Origin of the sequence: Bradyrhizobium sp. 31Argb, assembly GCF_043638955.1 — a bacterium.
Taxonomy (GTDB): Bacteria; Pseudomonadota; Alphaproteobacteria; order Rhizobiales; family Xanthobacteraceae; genus Bradyrhizobium.
On record NZ_JBEGDB010000012.1, the window covers coordinates 16,255 to 36,295 of the forward strand.

17 protein-coding genes and 1 pseudogene are annotated in these 20,041 nt (G+C 64.4%); 9 read left to right on the forward strand and 9 right to left on the reverse strand.

Annotated features, from left to right (window positions below):
* Nucleotides 1-5 precede the first annotated feature (5 nt).
* Nucleotides 6-1,247 (forward strand): annotated as a pseudogene (locus AAFX91_RS04120) (SulP family inorganic anion transporter); the annotation flags it as partial.
* 474 nt (nucleotides 1,248-1,721) lie between these two features.
* Complete coding sequence (locus AAFX91_RS04125) at nucleotides 1,722-2,480, forward strand: SDR family NAD(P)-dependent oxidoreductase (protein ID WP_394565628.1); 759 nt, start codon at nucleotides 1,722-1,724, stop codon at nucleotides 2,478-2,480.
* Between the two features lie 127 nt (nucleotides 2,481-2,607).
* Here AAFX91_RS04125 and AAFX91_RS04130 read toward each other — a convergent pair whose 3' ends face one another.
* On the reverse strand, nucleotides 2,608-2,898 hold the full coding sequence (locus tag AAFX91_RS04130) for a hypothetical protein (protein WP_394565630.1): 291 nt from the start codon (nucleotides 2,896-2,898) through the stop codon (nucleotides 2,608-2,610).
* Between the two features lie 274 nt (nucleotides 2,899-3,172).
* Entirely contained in the window at nucleotides 3,173-3,862 is a 690-nt protein-coding gene (locus tag AAFX91_RS04135) for a TetR/AcrR family transcriptional regulator (RefSeq protein WP_282531307.1), read from the reverse strand.
* A gap of 155 nt (nucleotides 3,863-4,017) precedes the next feature.
* Here AAFX91_RS04135 and AAFX91_RS04140 point away from each other — a divergent pair, with 155 nt between their 5' ends.
* Nucleotides 4,018-5,220, forward strand: coding sequence for an HlyD family secretion protein (locus tag AAFX91_RS04140; protein ID WP_130583874.1), 1,203 nt, complete (start codon nucleotides 4,018-4,020; stop codon nucleotides 5,218-5,220).
* Nucleotides 5,221-5,224: 4 nt separating this feature from the next.
* On the forward strand, nucleotides 5,225-6,829 hold the full coding sequence (locus AAFX91_RS04145) for a DHA2 family efflux MFS transporter permease subunit (protein WP_394565631.1): 1,605 nt from the start codon (nucleotides 5,225-5,227) through the stop codon (nucleotides 6,827-6,829).
* A gap of 52 nt (nucleotides 6,830-6,881) precedes the next feature.
* Here AAFX91_RS04145 and AAFX91_RS04150 read toward each other — a convergent pair whose 3' ends face one another.
* The gene (locus AAFX91_RS04150; protein WP_282531310.1) at nucleotides 6,882-7,085 is read right to left on the reverse strand and encodes a hypothetical protein; all 204 of its coding nucleotides are present in this window, start codon (nucleotides 7,083-7,085) and stop codon (nucleotides 6,882-6,884) included.
* A gap of 510 nt (nucleotides 7,086-7,595) precedes the next feature.
* Between AAFX91_RS04150 and AAFX91_RS04155 the strand changes: the two genes are divergently transcribed.
* On the forward strand, nucleotides 7,596-8,393 hold the full coding sequence (locus AAFX91_RS04155) for an LLM class flavin-dependent oxidoreductase (RefSeq protein WP_394565632.1): 798 nt from the start codon (nucleotides 7,596-7,598) through the stop codon (nucleotides 8,391-8,393).
* 104 nt (nucleotides 8,394-8,497) lie between these two features.
* Here the strand turns inward: AAFX91_RS04155 and AAFX91_RS04160 are convergent, their stop codons facing one another.
* The 4 genes from AAFX91_RS04160 to AAFX91_RS04175 all read right to left on the reverse strand — a co-directional run bounded on the left by AAFX91_RS04160 (nucleotide 8,498) and on the right by AAFX91_RS04175 (nucleotide 13,477).
* Nucleotides 8,498-11,089, reverse strand: coding sequence for a two-component system VirA-like sensor kinase (locus AAFX91_RS04160; protein ID WP_394565633.1), 2,592 nt, complete (start codon nucleotides 11,087-11,089; stop codon nucleotides 8,498-8,500).
* The gene (locus tag AAFX91_RS04165; RefSeq protein ID WP_394565634.1) at nucleotides 11,086-12,057 is read right to left on the reverse strand and encodes a cytochrome-c peroxidase; all 972 of its coding nucleotides are present in this window, start codon (nucleotides 12,055-12,057) and stop codon (nucleotides 11,086-11,088) included. The genes AAFX91_RS04160 and AAFX91_RS04165 overlap by 4 nt, the downstream gene beginning before the upstream one ends.
* 68 nt (nucleotides 12,058-12,125) lie before the next feature.
* Nucleotides 12,126-12,551, reverse strand: a complete 426-nt coding sequence (locus tag AAFX91_RS04170; RefSeq protein WP_130577981.1) for a hypothetical protein — start codon at nucleotides 12,549-12,551, stop codon at nucleotides 12,126-12,128.
* A gap of 179 nt (nucleotides 12,552-12,730) precedes the next feature.
* Entirely contained in the window at nucleotides 12,731-13,477 is a 747-nt protein-coding gene (locus AAFX91_RS04175; protein WP_282531312.1) for a response regulator, read from the reverse strand.
* Nucleotides 13,478-14,414: 937 nt separating this feature from the next.
* On the opposite strand from AAFX91_RS04175, the gene AAFX91_RS04180 reads away from it, so the two are divergent.
* A complete protein-coding gene (locus AAFX91_RS04180; protein WP_130577982.1) occupies nucleotides 14,415-15,590 on the forward strand; it encodes a serine hydrolase in 1,176 nt (391 codons plus the stop codon).
* 121 nt (nucleotides 15,591-15,711) lie between these two features.
* On the opposite strand, the gene AAFX91_RS04185 is transcribed toward AAFX91_RS04180, so the two are convergent.
* Both AAFX91_RS04185 and AAFX91_RS04190 read right to left on the reverse strand, forming a co-directional pair.
* Nucleotides 15,712-16,566, reverse strand: coding sequence for a LysR substrate-binding domain-containing protein (locus AAFX91_RS04185; protein ID WP_394565635.1), 855 nt, complete (start codon nucleotides 16,564-16,566; stop codon nucleotides 15,712-15,714).
* The gene (locus AAFX91_RS04190) at nucleotides 16,563-16,739 is read right to left on the reverse strand and encodes a LysR family transcriptional regulator (protein ID WP_394565636.1); all 177 of its coding nucleotides are present in this window, start codon (nucleotides 16,737-16,739) and stop codon (nucleotides 16,563-16,565) included. Before AAFX91_RS04190 ends, AAFX91_RS04185 begins: the two co-directional genes overlap by 4 nt.
* 257 nt (nucleotides 16,740-16,996) lie before the next feature.
* Here AAFX91_RS04190 and AAFX91_RS04195 point away from each other — a divergent pair, with 257 nt between their 5' ends.
* The 3 genes from AAFX91_RS04195 to AAFX91_RS04205 are packed head-to-tail and all read left to right on the forward strand — an operon-like array spanning nucleotide 16,997 to nucleotide 20,040.
* Nucleotides 16,997-18,223, forward strand: coding sequence for a serine hydrolase domain-containing protein (locus AAFX91_RS04195; RefSeq protein WP_394565637.1), 1,227 nt, complete (start codon nucleotides 16,997-16,999; stop codon nucleotides 18,221-18,223).
* Nucleotides 18,224-18,268: 45 nt separating this feature from the next.
* The gene (locus AAFX91_RS04200; RefSeq protein WP_130577984.1) at nucleotides 18,269-19,210 is read left to right on the forward strand and encodes an ABC transporter permease; all 942 of its coding nucleotides are present in this window, start codon (nucleotides 18,269-18,271) and stop codon (nucleotides 19,208-19,210) included.
* Entirely contained in the window at nucleotides 19,207-20,040 is an 834-nt protein-coding gene (locus tag AAFX91_RS04205) for an ABC transporter permease (protein ID WP_130577985.1), read from the forward strand. The genes AAFX91_RS04200 and AAFX91_RS04205 overlap by 4 nt, the downstream gene beginning before the upstream one ends.
* The last annotated feature ends 1 nt before the right edge of the window (nucleotide 20,041 follow it).

Below are 20,041 nucleotides of genomic sequence, written 5' to 3' on the forward strand. Positions count from 1 at the left end.
ACAGCATGCCCGACGGTTCTTCGACGGCCCATCTCTATCGCCCGAAACTCATGACCACGCTGGGCGAAGGCTACAGTCCCGACAAGTTCCGCCAGGATGCCGTTGCCGGTCTCACCGTGGCCGTGGTTGCGCTGCCGCTCTCGATGGCGATCGCGGTGGCCTCCGGCGTGACGCCGGAACGGGGGCTTTTCACCGCCATCGTCGGCGGTTTCCTGGTCTCGGCGCTCGGCGGAAGCCGGTTTCAAATCGGCGGACCGGCAGGCGCCTTCATCGTGCTGGTGGCGGCGACCGTCGCCCAGCTCGGCGTGAACGGCCTGCTGCTGACCGTGCTGGTGTCCGGCGTCATGCTGACCCTTGTCGGCGCGACGGGTCTCGGCTCGCTGATCCGTCACATGCCGCATCCCGTGACCGTCGGCTTTACCTGCGGAATCGCCGTGACCATCTTTGCGAGCCAGATCACGGACCTGTTCGGCCTGACGCTTGCCGGTCCCGAGCCTGGGCCCCTGCTCGCCAAGCTGATCGTGCTTGGCCGGGCGCTTCCGACCCTGAACTGGGCCGCACTCGGCATTGGCGCAGGCACGGCCGCGATAATCTTCGTGCTCCGGCAATGGCGGCCGACCTGGCCGGGAATGCTGATCGCCATTGCGATCGCCTCGGTCTTGGCGCTGGTGCTGCAACTGCCGGTCGAGACCATCGGCACCCGTTTCGGTGAAATCCCCCACAGCCTGCCAGCGCCGCAGGTGCCGGAGTTCTCATACGACCTCCTGCTGAAGGTCTTGCCTGCGGCGCTCTCGTTCACGCTGCTCGGCGGCGTCGAGAGCCTGCTGTCGGCCAAAGTCGCCGACAGCATGACCGGCCGCAAGCACCGTTCCAACATGGAGCTGGTCGCACAGGGCATTGCCAACATCGCCTCCGCCTTGTTCGGCGGCATCAGCGTCACCGGCACCATCGCGCGCACGGCGACCAATATCCGCGCCGGCGGCCGCAGCCCGCTCTCCGGCATGCTGCATTCCGTCTATCTCCTGCTGTTCATGCTCGTTGCCGCCCCCTTGGCGCGCTACATCCCGCTCGCGGCTCTCGCCGGTGTCCTGGTCGTGGTCTGCTGGTACATGGCAGAGAAGGAGGAGTTCGTCCGGCTGGTGAAGGACTGGCGGAGCGGCGTGGTGCTGGTGCCGACCTTCGCCCTGACGATCTTCAAGGATCTCACCTTCGGCATCGTCACAGGATGCATCCTCGCGGTGCTGTTCGCCAAGCTCGGCAATCCGCAGAAGCCGGAGGACGCCTAGGGCTGCGATTTTTGATTGGCCGTCATTGCGAGCGAAGCGAAGCAATCCATCTCTCCGCCGGCTGCGGCATGGATTGCTTCGTCGCTTCGCTCCTCGCAATGACGGCCAATGAGAACCGAAGCTTTAGATTCTCGTCTTGACGTGTTTTCTTAACGCGACCCGGTATCCACTTCGCTCGAAAGCGCTTTATGCAGGCCAAGCGACTTGAAGGGTGGGCAAAGCCAACGGGTCGCGCGAACGCGCGCCCGATGACAGGCTCCGCGTGCCCACCATTCACGATCAGAGCAAGAAAAGGTGGGCACGCTTCGCTTTGCCCACCTTACAGACTGGAGCTTTCCCAAAAAGGTGATCGCCAGAGCTTCGCATTGACGGGAGGCCCGCCTATATCAGCCCCTGCTTGTACTATGCCTGTCATTCAAAGCCGGGGAATCCAGCATGGCTAGCCCATCCATTCTCGAACCGACGGCCGCGCAAGGCAGCGTGCTGATCGCGGGCGTCGGCGCGACCCAGGGGGTGGGTGCGGCGATCGCTCGCCGGTTCGCCGCAGGCGGATACCCGGTCGCAATCGCGGGCCGCAATGCCGAGAAGCTGGCGGCGACCGCCGGGGAACTCGCGGCCGCCGGCGCCAAGGTCGCCCATGTCGTCGGTGATGTCTCCAAGCCCGCCGATGTCGCGCGCTTCGTCGCGGCGGCGCAAAAGCTCGCGCCGCTTGCGATGGCGGTGCACAATGCCGGCTCGAACCGGTGGGCGCCCTTCCTGAAGGTGAGCGAGGAACAGTTCGAGTCACATTGGCGCGAGCATGCGCTCGGCGGTTTTCACCTGGCGCAGGCGGCAATCCCAGCGCTGCTGTCGCGTGGCGGCGGCACGCTGGTGTTCACGGGAGCGAGCGGCTCGCTGCGCGGCAAGGCCCATTTCGCGCCCTTTGCCGCCGCCAAGGCCGCGCTACGCGCGATGGCGCAGAGCATTGCGCGGGAATTCGGACCTCAGGGCATCCATGTCGGCCATGTCGTGATCGATGGCGGCATCGAGGGCGATCGGCTCCTGACTTTTCTCCCACAATTGAAAGAGGAGCGCGGTCCGGACGGCCTGCTCAACATCGCCGCCATCGCCGAGGCCTATTGGGTGCTGCACCATCAGCACCGCAGCGCCTGGACCCACGAGCTTGACCTCCGTCCCTGGGCGGAGTCGTTTTAGCAAATTGTAGGGCGGGCAAAGCGCCGTAGTTCGGGTGAAGCGCCAGCGTAACCCGGGGCCGGCCGACAACGCATGCACACGCCCCGGGTTACGCTGGCGCTTCACCCGGGCTACGCGCACAAAACCTTTACGTCATGCTGCCCGGCATGAAGCAGCGGATCGTGATTCCCGTGGTGCCCTTCATCGGCCAGACCATGGTCCGGCCGGCGCGGTTCGGCTCGGTGATCACGGCTTCATCGGGCACCATGATCCATTGTCCCTCCAGACGGACCCGGTAGTGCCCGTCCTTCGATTCCCAATCCGGATCGGCCACCGCGACGCCGTCGGCATCCGAGCAGCAAGGCCCGAGCCTGCTCTTCAGGCTGTCGAACCAGGGTTTGAGTGGCGAATTGGAATAGCGTCCATCGTCGCGGGCCATCAGGGTTCCCGTTGGGACGACGAGGAGAATTGTCAGGACCGAAGTCCAAACCAAATTTGTGCGAGCCATGTCCGTGCCGTGACGCCAGACCCCAACTCTGACAAACCGGGAACCCCGGATGAAGTTCCATGCATGGACCCGATTGGGACACGCCGTCCACAGGATCGGATAGAGCTGGATGATTATTCTTCGAAACGTCATCCCGCTCCATCTTTTTGTTCGAGCATGATCTTTTTCGGAAAACCGGTACCCACTTTTCCGGATCATGCTCTGGTCAGCGCCGGACCGCACACCCTTCGAGGAACAGGGTCGCGCAGGCCTCAGCGCGGCGCTCGAGTTCGACACGATCGGGCGGCGCCTGACGGCCGAACAATACGGCACGCTGCGGCGCGAAGACGATCATGCCAAGCAGCATGCCGGCCGCCGTTTCCGGATCAATCTCCCGAAGCGCGATCAGGCCGCGCTCGTGTTGCGTCCGCAACCAATTTGCCAGCGTGGTCACCGTTCGCCGCATCGCACTCTTGTAGAAGGTCTCCGCGATATCGGGGAATTTATCGCTGTCGGCGAGGACCAGGCGCTGCAGCGCAATCACCTCGCCATCCAGGATAAGTTCGGCGCAGGCAAGACAAGCCTCGCGTAGCGCACCTCTGATGTTGCTGCCGTCGCAGGCGCGGAGCCGTACGCCCGAAATGAACCGGTCCATCCGGTCCGCGACCATCCCCTCGAACAGGGCCTCTTTGCCGGAAACCAGCCGGTAGAGCGTCTTCGTCGAGACGCCGGCGCGGCGCGCCACGTCATCCATGCTGGTCGCCGCGAAGCCGCTGGCGGCAAATTCGCGCCGCGCGGCCTCGTAGATCACCGTCCGCGTCTCATCATCGGAGCGCAGCGGCGGCCTGCCCCGGCTGCGGCGCTCGGGTGCCGCACCGCCTTTGTCCGCTCTGCCCTGCTTTGTCGTGACCGTCATGCCACTGAGCCATGCTTTAATATGACGCCTGTCATTCCATTGACAGACACAATATGGCGCCTATTTTGGAAAACATCAAGTTTCCTAATTAGCCCGCGCCATCCGATGGAAATTATCCAGTCCTGGCAACGGGATAGAAATTCAGGAGGGCCGTCATGAACCAGCATTCCGCGTCCTTGGAGATCGAGCGCCCGCTATCCGCCGCCGAAGTGCAGCGGTTCGCGCCGGCGCCGGAGCCGGTGGTCCCCGCCCCCGTTGCCTCGGCATCGATCAAGGGCAAGCTACGGCGGATCGCTCTTACCGGCCTCGCCATCGCCGCGCTGTCCGGCGCCGCCTGGTATGGCTGGGACTACTGGACCGTCGGTCGCTTCCTCGTCTCCACCGACGACGCTTATGTCAAAGCCGACAACACCACGATCGCGCCGAAGGTCTCGGGCTATCTCAGCGCGGTGCTGGTCGGCGACAATGAGCGTGTGAAGGCCGGCCAGGTGCTGGCGCGGATCGACGAGCGCGATTTCAAGGTGGCGCTGAATCAGGCCAAGGCCGATGTCGAGGCCGCGCGGGCCGCCGTCGCCAGCAAGCATGCGCAACTCGATGTCCAGCAGGCGGTGATCGAGGCCGCGAAGGCGACGCTCGACGTCGACACCGCGACGCAGACCTTCGCCGCGCAGGAGAACAAGCGCTACACCGACCTCGCCACCACAGGCTATGGCAGCGTGCAGAACGCGCAACAGGCGCAATCGCGCCACGCCAGCGCGCAAGCCGCGGTTCAGCGCGACATCGCCAACCTCGCTTCCGCGCGAAAGCAAGTCGAACTGCTGAAGGCGGAGATCACGCAAGCGGTGGCGGCGACCGCGCGCGCCGAGGCGATCGAACAGCAGGCCGAGCTGAACCTTGGCTACACCACGATCACAGCGCCGATCGACGGCGTGGTCGGCAACCGCACGCTGCGCGTCGGCCAGTTCGTGCAGGCCGGCACGCAACTGATGTCGCTGGTGCCGGCGACCGGCGCCTATGTGGTTGCGAACTTCAAGGAGACCCAGCTCACCGACGTCCGCAAGGGACAGAAGGCGGACATCTCCGTCGACATGTTCCCGGGCCAGGTCGTGCACGGCCACGTCGATTCACTCGCGCCCGCCAGCGGCCAGGAGTTCGCGCTGCTGCCGCCTGACAACGCCACCGGCAATTTCACCAAGGTGGTGCAGCGCATCCCCGTGAAGATCGTGCTCGACTCCACGCCCGTCGAATTGCGTCCGGGCATGTCGGTGATCCCGACGATCGACACGCAGTCGCATGGCGACGCCATCCAGCAGCCGGTCGCAACGCCGAAGCCCGCTAGTTCGATTGCCCAGAGGTGATGCCATGTCGGACCTCACACTATCGGCCACAGCACCCCTGCCGCGTGCGGCCATCAATCCGGACCGGGCCAGCGCCACGGTATGGATCTCCGTGCTCGCCGCCATGATCGGCGCCTTCATGGCGATCCTCAACATCCAGATCACCAACGCCTCGCTGCTCAACATCGAGGGCGGCATCGGCACCGGCGTCGACAACGGCTCCTGGATCTCGACGTCGTACCTGATCGGCGAGATCGTGGTGATCCCGCTGACCGACTATCTCAGCCGCGTGTTCTCGTTCCGCAACATCATGATCGTTCACGCTACGCTGTTCGCGGCGTTCTCGGTGGCTTGTGCCTTCACTCATGACCTGCCGTCGATGATCGCGATGCGGGCGTTGCAGGGCTTTTTCGGCGGCGTCCTGATCCCGATGGCGTTCACGCTGGTGTTCACCAAGCTGCCCAAGGCGCAGCAGCCGATTGGCCTTGCGATGTTCTCGATCGCCGTGACCTTTGCGCCGGCGATCGGACCGACCATCGGCGGCTATCTCACCGAGAACTATGGTTGGCAGACCATCTTTTTCGTCAACGTGGTGCCGACCGCGGTCATGGTGACCATGCTCTATTTCACGCTGGAGCGGCAGCCGATGCAGTTCGGCCTGCTGCGCGAGGGCGACTGGTTCGGCATCGCGACCATGGCGATCGGCCTCTCCGCGCTGCAGACGGTGCTGGAGGAAGGCAACAAGGACGACTGGTTCGGCTCGCCCTTCATCGTGAAGCTTGCGATTGTCGCCGCGGCGAGCCTGACGCTGTTCGTGATCATCGAACTCGTGGTGGAGAAGCCGCTGATCCGGCTGCGGCTGCTCGCGCAGCGCAGCTTCGGCTTCGGCACGATCTCAGCGGTGTTCGTCGGCTTTGCGCTGTTCGGCTCGGTCTATCTGCTGCCGGCCTATCTCGGCCAGGTGCAGCTCTACAACGCCGAGCAGATCGGCCAGGTGCTGGCGTGGACCGGACTGCCCCAGCTCATCCTGATCCCGCTGGTGCCGAAACTGATGCAGCGCTTCGATGCCCGCTACATTGCCGCCGTCGGGATGGCGCTGTTCGCGGCAAGCTGCTTCATGAACACGCAGATGTCGCTCAACTATGCCGGCGACCAGCTCTTCGTTCCCAATATCATCCGCGCCATCGGCCAGGCCCTGATGCTGGCGCCGCTCAGCGCCGTGAGCCTCGGCAGCGTCGCGCCGCAGGACGCGGCGGCGGCCTCCGGCATTTCCAACATGATGCGCAATCTCGGCGGCGCGATCGGCACTGCGCTGCTTGCGACCATCGCCACCAAGCGCGAGCAGTTCCACTCCAACATCATCGGCCAGTCGGTCGACCTCGCACGCGAGGAGGTGCGCCAGCGCATCGCCGAGATGACGAACTACTTCATGGCCCACGGCATGAGCGATCCGGCAGCCGCGCGACACCAGGCGATCATCGCGCTCGGCAACGCCGTCAAACGCCAGGCGCTGGTGATGGGATATAGCGATACATTCGCCGTGCTGGGCTTCGTGCTCGTGCTCGCGGGCATCGCGATCCTCCTGACCGGCAAGCCGAAGGGCGGCGCCGCAACAGGTGGCGCGCATTGAAAGATTGCTGTGCCGCCTCTCCCGCTTGCGGGAGAGGTGAACTCCCGTGCGGTCAGTATGCCGTTCGATTGTCGGGGCGGCGCCGCCGCTCGATCAGCGCCCGTGCGGCGCGCTCCGCGGCGCGGGCCGAGCCGAAATGGCCGCCCTCGAGACTGTCGAAGGCGCGCTCGGAGGAGAAGAACCTGAAGCCACGCTCGTCACTCACGACGATGCCGGCGGTCCGGTTGGAAACTTCGATGACATAGGCTTTGGACATGCGTGCTCATTCGCCGCTGCTGCGGCGCTCCCGTCTGATGCATGGTTGAGGTCGGTAATTAGGCGGGAATCAGCAACAGGCTCCGGTCGCCGCCGAGACGCAGCGACGGGTCATGCGCTTGCGCATATCGCCCACCACTTTCCTTTCTCTTGCTCTCATGCGGCAACCCCGAGCAGCACAACCTGCTACATCGAATATCCGGCGAAAGCCCGTGTTGGTCAATGAAATGGCTGTCCAAATTTGCGGCCGTGACGCCGCTGCTCTTCCATGCGCAGGACCGGAAACGAGCAGAACGGTCTCGTCGGCAGACCGGATCGCAACGTCATCGGTCCCCGCCAGGAGAGCAAGAGCGGAAACCAAGCGTTTCGGCGCATGGCCTTGCCAGCCACTGGCCAGTCACTATGTCGCAGTGAAGCCAACTGCCTGCCCGTCCGGGCCGGCCCTCCCCTTTTCTAAAGATTGGAAGCTCGCGGCGCGCTGCGCCAGGCCGTGCCAAACCGGAATATGACAATGACCACATCGCTGGAATTTGGGCTCGATACCTTTGGCGACGTCACCCGTGATGCCGCCGGCGCACCGCTGTCGCATGCGCAGGTGATCCGCAATGTCATTGACGAGGCGGTCCTGGCCGACGAGCTCGGGATCGATTTCATCGGCCTTGGCGAGCACCATCGCGCTGATTTCGCGATCTCCGCGCCCGAAGTGGTGCTGGCGGCGATCGCGGCGCGCACCACCTGGCAGGGCAAGCTGCGCGCCCCGCTGAACAACCAGCTCGTGTTTCCACCGATCGAGCATGGCCGGCTGAAAACCTGGATCGGCGTCGGCGGCAGCCCGGAGTCCGTTGTGCGCGCCGCGCGTTACGACCTGCCGCTGATGCTCGCGATCATCGGCGGCGATCCCAAGCGGTTCGCGCCCTATGTCGAACTCTACCACCGCGCCTTCAAGCAGCTCGGCCGCCCGGTCAAGCCGATCGGGGTGCATTCGCCGGGCTATGTCGCCGACAGCGATGAGCAGGCGCGCGAGGAGCTGTTCGCCGACTACAAGGCCATGCGCGACCGCATCGGCAGGGAACGCGGCTGGCCGCCGATGGGCCGCGACGAGTTCGTGCGCGAGGCCGACCACGGATCGCTTTATGTCGGTTCGCCGGAGACGGTCGCACGCAAGATCGCCGCCACCGTCAAGGCGCTCGGCATCGCGCGCTTCCAGCTCAAATACTCGGCCGGCCCGTTGCCGCACGAAAGGCTGATGCGCAGCATCGAGCTCTACGGTCGCAAGGTGGTGCCGCTGGTCCGCGATATGGTGGCTTAAAGCGGGATGATTATTCTTCGAATCATCATCCCGCTCTATCTTTTTGTTTGAGCATGATCTTCTCGGAAAACCGGTATCCACTTTTCCGGATCATGCTCTAGGGATTAAGACTTGGCATAAGGCTGCCGCCGCGGGCCGATCGGACGCCGTAGCCGCGACGACAGCGATGGCGAGCCCGTGCCCGCGTCCGTGGGTTCGGGACGCGACGCACGCAATGAGCGGACCTGCGGTTTTGCTTCCGGCTCCCTGCGTGCCGCGCAATTGCTGAGCGCAGCCGCGACTTCCGAAGTGACAAGCGGCCAATGCACGACGTCGCTGATGCCGGCGGCCACCAAAGTGTCGGCGCCGATCTCCTCGGTCGATCTCGCCGCCAACACGATTGGAAGCTGTGGCGCCGCCGCATGCAGCGCCGCCGCCGCTTCCAGCGACGCCGCCGCCGATCCGAAATAGCCGACGATCGCCGCATCGAACCGGTCGGGCTTGGCGCTGCATGCGGCGCACGCCGCGGCAGCCGTGCCGAATCCAACCGGCTCGTAGCCGATCGCCGCCAGCGTTTCCTCGTCCCGCAGCAATCGCGCCTGATCGCTGGTGACCATCATCACGGTCTCGCCCTTTCCCACCGGCAGCATCGCCGGCTTGATGTCCGAAATCGGCGCGGCCATCGCCACGCAAGGCAGCCAAACCTCGAAGCGGCTGCCCTTGCCGGGAACGCTCTGCACGTTCATCGCCCCGCCATGCTCATGTACGATCTCGCGCACCGTCGCCAGTCCCAATCCGTTTCCGGAGGAACGGGTGGTGAAAAACGGCTCGAAGATCCGCGCCAGTGTCGCATCGTCCATGCCGCGGCCGGTATCCGTGACCACGATACAGACATAGCGGCCCGGCTGAAGCGTGTCGTGACTGAGCGAGCGAAGCTCGGTGATTTCGCGGATGTCCATCGCTATTTCGACACGGCCGTGATCGCCGATCGCCTGCGCGGCGTTGTTGCAGAGATTGAGAATCACCTGCTGCAACTGCGCAGGCTCGCCGGACACGATGGCGGTCGCCAGCGGCTCGCGGATCGCGAGATCGACGTTGCTGGGCAGCGAGACATTCAGCAGCGAAACCGCTTCCGTCACGAGGCTATGCGCGCTGAGCGGCCTGCGCCGCGCGTCGCGGTGCCGTCCGAACAGCAGGATCTGCTCGACCAGGTCGCGCGCCCGCTCTGCGCCGCGGCGGATCGCACGGAGATTCTGCGCGAAGCGGTTGTTCTGGCCGAGCTGTTCCTCGATCACTTCGGAATGGCCGAGGATCCCGCCCAGGATGTTGTTGAAGTTATGGGCGATGCCGCCGGTGAACGTACCGATCCGCTCCATGCGGCGGGCCTGCTGTAGGCGCTCCTCGAGGCGCCATCGTTCCCGTTCCATCGCGTGCCGCCCAACGGCGTACATGATGATATCGAGCGCCATGCGCAAAAGACTGAGTTCGACCGTATCCGTGACCCGGCAGGGGCGACCGATCGTATCGAACCCCAGCGCAACGCTGGTGCCCTCCTGGTCGACGCCCGTCACGCAGGCCCATGCACCGAGGCCAACATCCATCAACGCCCTTCTGTCTGCGCCGACCGGCAACGCATTGACGTTTGGGATGTGGACCACGCCATCCACGGTGGGCGCGAACCGAGCCGCAAGTGCCGGCGCGCCTTCCGGCCAGCCGGGTGGAAAGTCCCTGCCCGCCCTCGACCAGCCGTACAGCCGGGGGGTCGCCCCGGACCACACCACATACGTACGGTCGCAGCCGGTGCACAGCATCAAGTCGGCGAGCGCCCGTTCGATCTCGCCATCCAGGTTCTCCGGCAGCACGTCGATGAAGCGCATCGAAATGCCCGCGATCACGTGCTCAAACGTGGCGCGGCGTTCAAGCGCCCTGGCATGCGAACGCACGCGAAGGCCGAGGTGCACCAGGAACGCGACAAGGACCAGCGATGTCACGTAGAGCAGCCAGCGAAACTCCCGCGCCGTGGTTCTCGACTCGTTTTGCCGCACAAGGAGCAGGTTGCGGAGCTGATCCTGCTCGAACCTCGGCTGGATCGCCCGCATCTCCTTCAGCACGCCATCGACCGCGGGCAGCAGGCCCTGGAGCAGCCGTCCATGCGCCAGCAATGGGCCGATGACATCGCCGTCGAACGGGCGTGCCTGATCAGCGAGGCTGTCCAGTCGATCCTTGACCTCGCGCACCGCGCTGTCCGACGTGTCGAGGGTGAGCTGCAGCATCGCCGCCGCGGCGGCGCTGATCGAAGGCCCGAGATCGGCCGCCGTCGCGTGAAGGCTGAAGCGTTCGAAGAACGTCAGCGAATTGTGCAGGAGCGCATTGTCGCTCTTGAATCGTTCGACGAGTTCCTCCTGCCGCGCAAGCGACGCCTCGAGGAGGCCCACCGCCTCGCTCGTATCGGCATCGATCGCCGCTGACTGTCGCAAACGGTCGAGCGATTTGTGCAGCGCATTGATCTCACGGACCAGCGGATCGTAATTGCGCAAGGTGCCGGCACGTGCGGTGAAGACGTCGCGATAGAGCGAGCTGTCCAGCGCCGCAAAACGATCAAGCTCGGCGAGCGCGCGATCGAACTGCTCGGCCTCCGGATTGATCGCGCGCAGCGACAGCCAGGTCAGCAGCAGGACGAGCGCGAATACGATCGCCAGGGCGCGAAGCGGCGTCACGGCGGCGTTCCCTTGACGGGTATGCCACGATAGTTTCCGGTCAGCGTCTGCAGGAACGCGACGAGCGCGGTTACCTGGTCATCCGTCAAGCTGCGGTCGAGCTGCGCTGCCGCCATCTTGCGCACCGCCTCCTCGAGCGTGGCCGCGCTGCCGTCATGAAAATAGGGCGCCGTCGTCGCCACATTGCGCAGGCTCGGCACGCGGACGACATCGGGCTTCGCGTGGACCAGCGGACGGAATATGCCCTGGCGCTGGAACAGATTGCCGCCGACATTGACTCCCTGGTGGCAGGAGATGCAGCCAAACGACTTGAATATCTCGTAACCGCCGAGCTCCGCGGCCGACAATGCGGACGTATCTCCGGCAAGCCAGCGATCAAAACGGCTTCCCGGCGTAATCAGCGATTTCTCAAAGGTCGCCAATGCGTCGAGGACGCACGCGCGGTCCGGCGCGCGGCCATAGGCGGCGCGAAATTGCCGTACGATGTTGGGATCGGCATTCAGCCTGGCGACGACGTCCTCCAGGCTGGTGGCCATATTGGCCGGATTCTCCAGGGACGATTCGGCCTGCGACTCGAGCGTGCGGTAATTGCCTTCCCAGTTCAGGCGGAAGCTGAGCGCCGCGTTGAAGATCGTCAATGTATCAAATGGAGCATTTGAACCGTCATGTCTCACCCTCGCGGAATCGCGGCTGGCGCCATTGGTATTGATGTCATGGCAAGAGGAGCACGCCAGCTTCCCGTCTTTCGACAGACGGGTGTCCGCAAACAACCGCTCTCCGAGGGCAAGCTTGAGCGGATCGGTCGCGGTAGGCTCTGGAATGGGCGTGCTCGGTTCCTGATCGGCGATGGGAATTGGGCGCGAGGCGGGAGCGGTCGGAATGGTTTGCGTAGCTGCGCCGGTGGCGATCAGCAGGAGCGCTGCGCAAGCCCATGGCGGCCAGCGGCGCGCGCGCAGCATTTCCGGCATGGCGGACGCCTGCGCAGCCCCAAGATTCGCTCGGCTTCGCCGATATCCGGCCAGCGACCATAACCGCATCATTGCCGACGATTCCCGCGGCTTTCCAGATATGCGATGTTGCTATTCTCGGCGTCGCCGCGGCTCTCGAGGCTTCGCAACTCGATGACGGCAGGCGGATGGTGGCCGCGCAGCTCGTCGGGCTCCAGCACGTAAGGATACATACCTTGCGCATAGGCGGCGCAGCCCTCCAACACCTGGGCAACCGTCCAGGACATCACCGAGAGAATGACGCTGTGGAATGCAACGTCGCTGCAGACGGCGAACGTCCCGACGACTTTCAGCATCAGCCTTGAGGGCCACCACAAGGCATCAGTCGCGGACGGCCTCTCGCTGGCGGGACCTGCGTGCGTCGTCACCGCGCGCATCGGATACCGGCGGACGGCGCTCGTGCGCCGGTCGGCCCGCCATCGGCTGGCGGGCAGTCTCTTCCTGTCCAATTTCATTGACATCTCCCGAGGATTTTTCACCCTCGAGAGATTGCCGCTTGCATGTTGCGACAGCATTCCAGCCCCGGAATTAAGGGCTACCATTGTAATGGAACCCGCTGCGCCTGCGGCCCTGACTGTGAGACGCGTCGAAGCAGGACTTGCGACCATCCGCCGCACGGCGCAATTGGCCATCGTCAGAGCCGCTCGACCGACAGCGCGAACACATAGCCGACGCCGCGCTCGGTCAGGATGACCTTCGGTGTGCTCGGATCGCCTTCCAGCTTTCGGCGCAGACGCAACACCTGCACGTCGATGCTGCGGTCGAAGACATCCTCATGCACGCGGGTGGCCTGCAAAAGCTGCTCGCGCGAGAGCGGCCGTTGCGGCGCGTCTAGGAAGGCAACCAGCAGCGCGTATTCGCCCTTCGTCAGCGCGACCTGCGTGCCGCTCGGATCGGAAAGACGCCGGCTGCGCCGATCGAGTTGCCAGCCGCCGAATCGATAACGGCCTTTCTCCGGATCGCGCGGCGCGGTCTGTCCGGTTTCGCGCCGGCGCAGCACCGCGCGGATCCGCGCCAAGAGCTCCCTCAGGCCAAATGGCTTCGTGATGTAATCGTCGGCGCCGAGCTCCAGGCCGACCACGCGATCGATCTCGTCGCGGCGATGGCCGGTAGTGATGATCACGGGCACGTCGGAGTGTGAACGGATTTCGCGCAGCAGATCGAGACCGTCTTCCTGGCCAAGCCGCAGGTCGAGGATGACGAGATTAGGTTCGCGCGTAACCAAGAGGCCAGTGACCTCGTCCCGCCCCGACGCGGACAGCGCACGAATGTCGTGCTCCTCGAGATAGTTCATCACGAGGTGTCGCATGGTGCGATCGTCCTCAACCACGAGGCAGGTCGGCTGGCCGCGCTCCGCACTCGGGTTCTGATCGGACCGCACGTTCGGATCGGATCCGTTTCCGCCGGCTCCGTTTGCTTCACTACGTTCGGGCCGACCATTACGGTTAGCCGCGGCAATTGCGGCATTCAAATTCATTTGCGTCACTCCCGACGCCCCCTGGCCGCGGGGTATAGAGCACAGTATTGCACGCTACAGCACACATTTCAGCGAGCGCATCCGGCATCAAATATCGTTGAACGCGTCGGTGCCGACGCGGTCCTTCACGATGTTGTGGCCGCATTGAACCGGAGCATGATTCGGCGACACTCAACGCATCGACGCTCTTCGGGCCGTTCTATCTTACAGTCTTAGAATCGTTCAAATCAGCCAAGCCCCATGGTGTGGTTCGCTCCGATTGAGCGAAGCATGTTTCTCTGAAGCCCAGCTTTCCGCTGTCCCACAACTCGAACGGTCCGCGGGCGATTGCGTCGTTCGTCGACGAGCGTTTTAGCCAAAATGCTTCCGCACGAAATCACCGCTCGAATTTTCCAATGACCGTATAATTGACTGTTGCGGCCCGGGCACCCGTAGGTCTTCATGAAAACCTCGCCGGCAATCGAGCATTCGTGAGCGCCACGCTGGCTTGCCGTTTGAATCCGCTTCCTCCTCTCCCTACATGAACGTTTCGGCTCTCTCCAAGAGTAAGCCCCGGTGCCTTGTTTTCGAGGCTTCGGGAGGCTCGGCCGCGCCGTGAAAATGTCGTGAGCACCTTCGGATCCTCGATTGATCGGTGGTGGCGCACGTGGTTGCAGCGACCATCGAGCAGGCGACCTCGCGGGCATCGGCGCTCGCCGAGGCTTCTCTAGTAACGTGGTGATCGCGGTGCACCGCGCGCTTCCGCCTTTGCACCTGTCAGCAGCCGGCCTCCACTGCCATAGTGCGACCTCGGCGCTTCGACCGCATGTGACAGGCTTAGGGGACATTGGGTTTGACGGGGATGCTGAGACGTGTCGGCAGCGCAAACGGTGCGATCAATACCAAAACCGGCAGCGACGTCGACGCCCTGATCGGTACATACAGCGGCAGGCTGATGCCCCGCGATCACCTGCAGACCTTCCAGAACTTCGGCACCACCTTCGACACCCGGATCATTCGCGCCGGCGCACCGGTGCGGTCGTTGATCCATGCCCGTACGACGCTGCCGGAATTCCCCATCATCTCGGGCGGCGTGACCTACGACATCTACGACTATGTCGCGCGCAACCGCATCGCCGGCCTGCTGGTGATGCAGAACGATGAGGTGCTGCTCGAGCATTACGATCTCGGCATCGGTGCAGGCACCAAATGGCTGTCGATGTCGGTCGCGAAATCCGTCAGCACCACGCTGGTCGGCGCCGCGATCCAGGACGGCTACATCGCCGGCGTCGAAGATCCCGTCACCAAATATCTGCCGGAACTCGCCGGCAGCGCCTATGAGGGCGTGACGATCAGGATGCTGATGCAGATGACTTCGGGCCTGCGCTGGGACGACACCCAGACCAATCCAGCCTCCGAGCGGCGTCACATGCTCGAGCTGCAGATCGCCCAGCAACCCGGCGCGATCATGCGCTATATGGCGGAGCGCCCGCGCGTCGCCGCGCCCGGCACGGTCTGGACCTACAGCACCGGCGACACCCATGTGGTCGGCGCGTTGGTGCGTGCCGCCACCGGCAGGTGGCTCAGCGACTATCTCTCCGAAAAGATCTGGTCGAAACTCGGCATGGAAGCCGACGGCGCATGGTGGCTGGAATCGAGGGATGGCCTCGAAATCGCCGGCAGCGGCCTGTTCGCGACCATGCGCGACTATGCGCGCTTCGGCCGCTTCATCCTCGATGACGGCGTCATCGACGGCGTGCGCGTGCTGCCGGAAGGCTGGGTGCGCGAAGCCGGTGCATCACGGCAGATCGGCGGCCAGCGCGTCGACTACGGATACATGTGGTGGCCGACGCCGGCGATCGATGGCTCGCTTGCGGACGGCGCGTTCAGTGCGCGCGGCATCTTCGGCCAGTTCATTTACATCAATCCGAAGCACCGCATCATCTGCGTGGTGCTGAGCGCGCGGCCCAAACCGACCGGTTCCGCCACCGTGCTCGACAATGATTTCTGGAATGCGATGGTCAAGGCCCTGCGCTAGCAGCCTGATGGGTTGATTGGATCAGAACCGGGCTCCAGCTTTTTTCGATGCGTTTTCTTCGCGCCAACCGCTGTCCACTTCGCCCGAAAACGCTATGAACGCCGCGCGTCGCAGCGCCCGCCTAGCCCGCCCTGCTTCGCTGCTTCTGTGCCGCGACACCGAGCTCCGGCCAGTCGGCCGCAATGGCGTTGATCAGCCAGTTGCGATAGCGGCGGATCAGCGGCGAATCCCAACGGTCGGCGCGGGTGATGAAATAATAGATGCCATCGGAATAGGGCTGGAAGCTCGTATCGCCCTTGCCGATCTCCACCAGCCGGCCGGACGCCAATTCATGGGAAACGACCATGTGATTGGAGAGCGTCACGCCACGTCCGTGGATCGCGGCGTCGAGCGTCATATGGCCTTGCCAGAGCCGCGGCCCCCCGAGATCGAGCTCGTCATAGATGCCGTGAGCGGCGAGCCAATGCGCCCAGCCGTCGAAATCCTCTTCGTGCAGCAGACGCTGGCCCAACAGGTCGCGCGGCGTCTCGATCGGCGGCATCGAGGCCAGATAGGCCGGGCTTGCGACCGCGACGATCGGCACGCGCGCGAGCTCGGTGCAGCGCAACCCGGGCGCAAGCTGCAGCGGATTGCCATAGACCGACTCGAAGCGGATATCGGTCTCGTGCGAGGCGAAATCCGGCCGGCGATCGGTCGGGCGCAATTCGATCTCGAGGTCGCGATTTGCCTTCTCGAACAGCCCGATCTTGCTCGACATCCAGTGCAGTGCAAAACCCGGCGCGCACCAGATCAGGAGCCGGCGGTTGTCGCCACGGCGCATCACGTCGATGGTGGCATTGGCGATGGCATCCATCGCGGCGGCGATCTGTTTGTGATAGCGGACGCCCTCCTCGGTGAGCGAAATGCTCGATGACGTTCGATCGATCAGCTTGATCCCGGTCCAGGCTTCGAGCGTGCGCAAGTGGCGGCTGATCACGGCATGATCGCGCCCGAGGCTCTCTGTGCCGCGCGCCGCACGCCGCGCAATCGCGCCACCGCATCGAAGGCGCGCAGCGCTTCGAACGGCGGGATCGATTTGCGGGAGGGCGGATTGAGCGCCGGTGCGGGCGCCGATCCCTTGTCGTCATGCATGAATATCGGATTAGTCATCTATTATCTGCATTCGGTTAAGTGGCCGCCCGCCGGGCGGACCTGACGGCACAGGAAAAGAAACGTTTCGCGAAGCAAGACCCATGCCGCAGTTGTACGACCTGCAGGTTCGCGCGGCTGCGGCAATATGACAGCCTATCACGGTGCGCGCTGTGCACCACCATGCCCCTCATTGGCATCTTCCGGCACCTCTCGATCGCGGTACGCTCGGGCTGTCTTACGATGGCACAGCGCCCGCGGCCTGCGCGGCCGGGAGCATGTTGCCGCCTTACGAGGATCACGCCCTGCCCGACCTGTTCCAACGGCCGAGATACCGCGACCCGCTCAATCCCGGAGCCCCGCTGCTGCCGCGCAGCGGCTGGAGCCGGCCGCCGATGCATCGCTGGACCTTCCAGCATATCCGCGAGATGACCCCGACCGCGCAGGTGTGGCGCGGGCCCGGCCCGGTGATGCCCTTGAGCGAAAACAGGCAGGAACTCGGGTCTGTCGCGTTCACCTTCGACGGGCGCGCGCTGACCTTCGACGGCTTCCTCGCCGACACCGCGACCGACGGCATGCTTGTGCTGCATCGCGGCGCGATCGTCTATGAGCGCTACTTCAACGATATGAAGCCGCACAGCCAGCACCTCTCGATGTCGATGGCTAAATCGATGGTCGGGATGGTGGCCGGCATCCTCGTCAGAAGAGGCGTGCTCGATCCGGCCGCGCCGGTTACGCGATATCTTCCGGAACTCGCGCGCACGGCCTATAGCGGCGCCACGCTGCAGCATGTGCTCGACATGACCACCGGCGTGGTGTTCGACGAATCCTACACGACACCAGGCTCGCACATGGTGAAGCTCGGCTATGCCTGCGGCTGGCGCGTGAACGACAATCCCGACTGGCCGCGCACCCTATGGGAATTGATCCTCACGTTGACCGAGCAGGAGCGTCCGCACGGCTCCCTGTTTCAATATCGCTCGATCGAAACCGATGTGCTCGGCTTCGTCCTCGAGCGCGTCACGGCGACATCGCTGTCGGAACTGGTGAGCCGCGAATTGTGGGGCCCGATGGGCGCGCAGGAAGACGGCTACTTTACGGTCGATCACGGCGGCTTCGCGCTCGCCGACGGTGGCTTCTGCGCCAGCTTGCGCGACTATGGCCGCTTCGCCCAGCTCATCATCAATGGCGGGCGCCACGGAGATCGTCAGGTGATCCCGTCCTCCTGGATCGAAGAGACCCGCAACAACGGCAATACCGAACTGTTCCAGGGCTTCTTCCGCGAGACGCTGCCGGTCGGCGCCTATCACAACAAGTGGTGGATCGAGGATCCGAAGGGACGGGCAATGCTGGCACGCGGCATCTTCGGACAGTTGATTTACATCGATCCGGAATCCGAATACGCCTTCGTCAAACTGTCGACCTGGCCCGAAGTCACCAGCGTGCCGCGCGCCCGCGAGGCGATCGCCGCCGCGCATGCGATCCGCCGTGCACTTTGCGGGTAAGCCAGACGTGACACGGGCGCCGCAGATCGGCCGAGGGGCCCTTTCATGATTCGCTTCCTGCTCGGACGACTGCTGCAGGCAGTGCCGACGATGATCATCGTCTCCGTCGCCATCTTCTTCCTGATGCGCCTGATCCCCGGCGATCCCGCCGCGGTGATGCTGGGCGATCTCGCGACGTCAGAGCAAGTCGAGGCGCTGCGCCGCGAGATGGGCCTGTCGGGATCGCTGCCGACACAATACGTCACCTGGCTCAGCCATATCCTGGCCGGCGATTTCGGGAAGTCGATCACCTCGGGCGATCCCGTGCTTCCGTTGATGCTCGACCGCTTCGCGGTCTCTGCCACGATCGTCGTCGCCGCGGTGCTGCTCGCCACGTTGATCGCGGTGCCGGCCGGCATGTTCGCCGCCTGGCGGCAAGGCAGCCTCGCCGACTACGGCCTCGTGGCGGCATCAACGCTATTGCTGTCGATCCCGAGCTTCTGGCTTGGCCTGATGATCCTCCTGGTGTTCGGCATGTGGCTCGAATGGTTCCCGGTGATCGGCTACGTGTCGCTGCATGACGACTTCCGCCAAGGCCTGATGTTCATCTTCATGCCTGCGCTTACGCTGATCCTGGTTGAGATCGGACCGATCGTTCGCATGGCGCGCGCCAGCACCATCGAGGTTTCGCGGCTGGAATACATCACCCATGCCCGCGCCAAGGGGCTGTCCGAGGCGGAGGTGATGTGGCGCCACGCGTTCCGAAATGCCTTCGCGCCGACCTGGACGCTGATCGGCCTGATCCTCGGCGGCCTGCTCGGCGGCATCGCCGTCACCGAGACGGTCTTCACCATTCCCGGCCTCGGCCGGCTGCTGGTCGAGGCGATCTATGCGCGCGACTATCCTGTCGTGCAAGGCTGCATCCTGTTCATCAGCGTGATCTACGTCGTGGTCAATCTGATCGTCGATATGCTGTACCCGCTATTCGATCCCAAGATCGCGCAATGACACGATTCCTTCCCCGGCTCGCGCGCGGACGCGCCAACTTGCTGATCGGTGGCGGCATCGTTGCCGTTCTGATGTTGCTGGCGGTGTTCGGTCCGTCGCTGGCGCCTTACGATCCGCTCAAGCTGCATCTGCGCTCGGTATTGAAGGCGCCATCGGCTGCGCATCTGCTCGGCGCCGACGAGTTCGGCCGCGACGTGCTGAGCCGGCTGATGTACGGCGCCCGCACCACGGGCTGGATTGCGCTGGCGACGGTCGCGCTCGCGATCTTCTTCGGGCTATTGTTCGGCATCATCGCCGGCTTCCTGCGCGGCTGGACCGATCGCGTTCTCATGATCCTCAACGACTCGCTGCTGGCCTTCCCCGGCCTGCTGCTGGCGCTGTTCATCATGGCGATTGCCGGCGCCAGCCGCGAGGCGCTGATCGTCGCGCTGAGCATCGCCTATATGCCCGCCGTGGTGCGTGTCGCCCGCGGCACCGTTCTGTCGGTGCGCGAGCGCGAATATATCGAGGCGTCGCGGGTGATGGGCAACTCGGAACTGGTGACGGTGGTCCGTCACGTGCTGCCGAACTGCATGGCGCCGATCACTGTGCTCGCCACCACGATGTTCGGCTGGGTGATCCTGTCGGAGAGCGCGCTGAGCTTCCTCGGCCTCGGCGTCCCGCCGCCGGCGCCGAGCTGGGGCAACATGCTGGCCTCCGGCCGTCCGTTCATCACGCAGGCGCCGTACCTGATCGTGCTGCCGGGCCTGTGCATCTCGCTGACGCTGCTGGGCATCAACATGCTGGGCGATGCGCTGCGCGACTGGCTCGATCCGAAGATGCAGGCCTGAA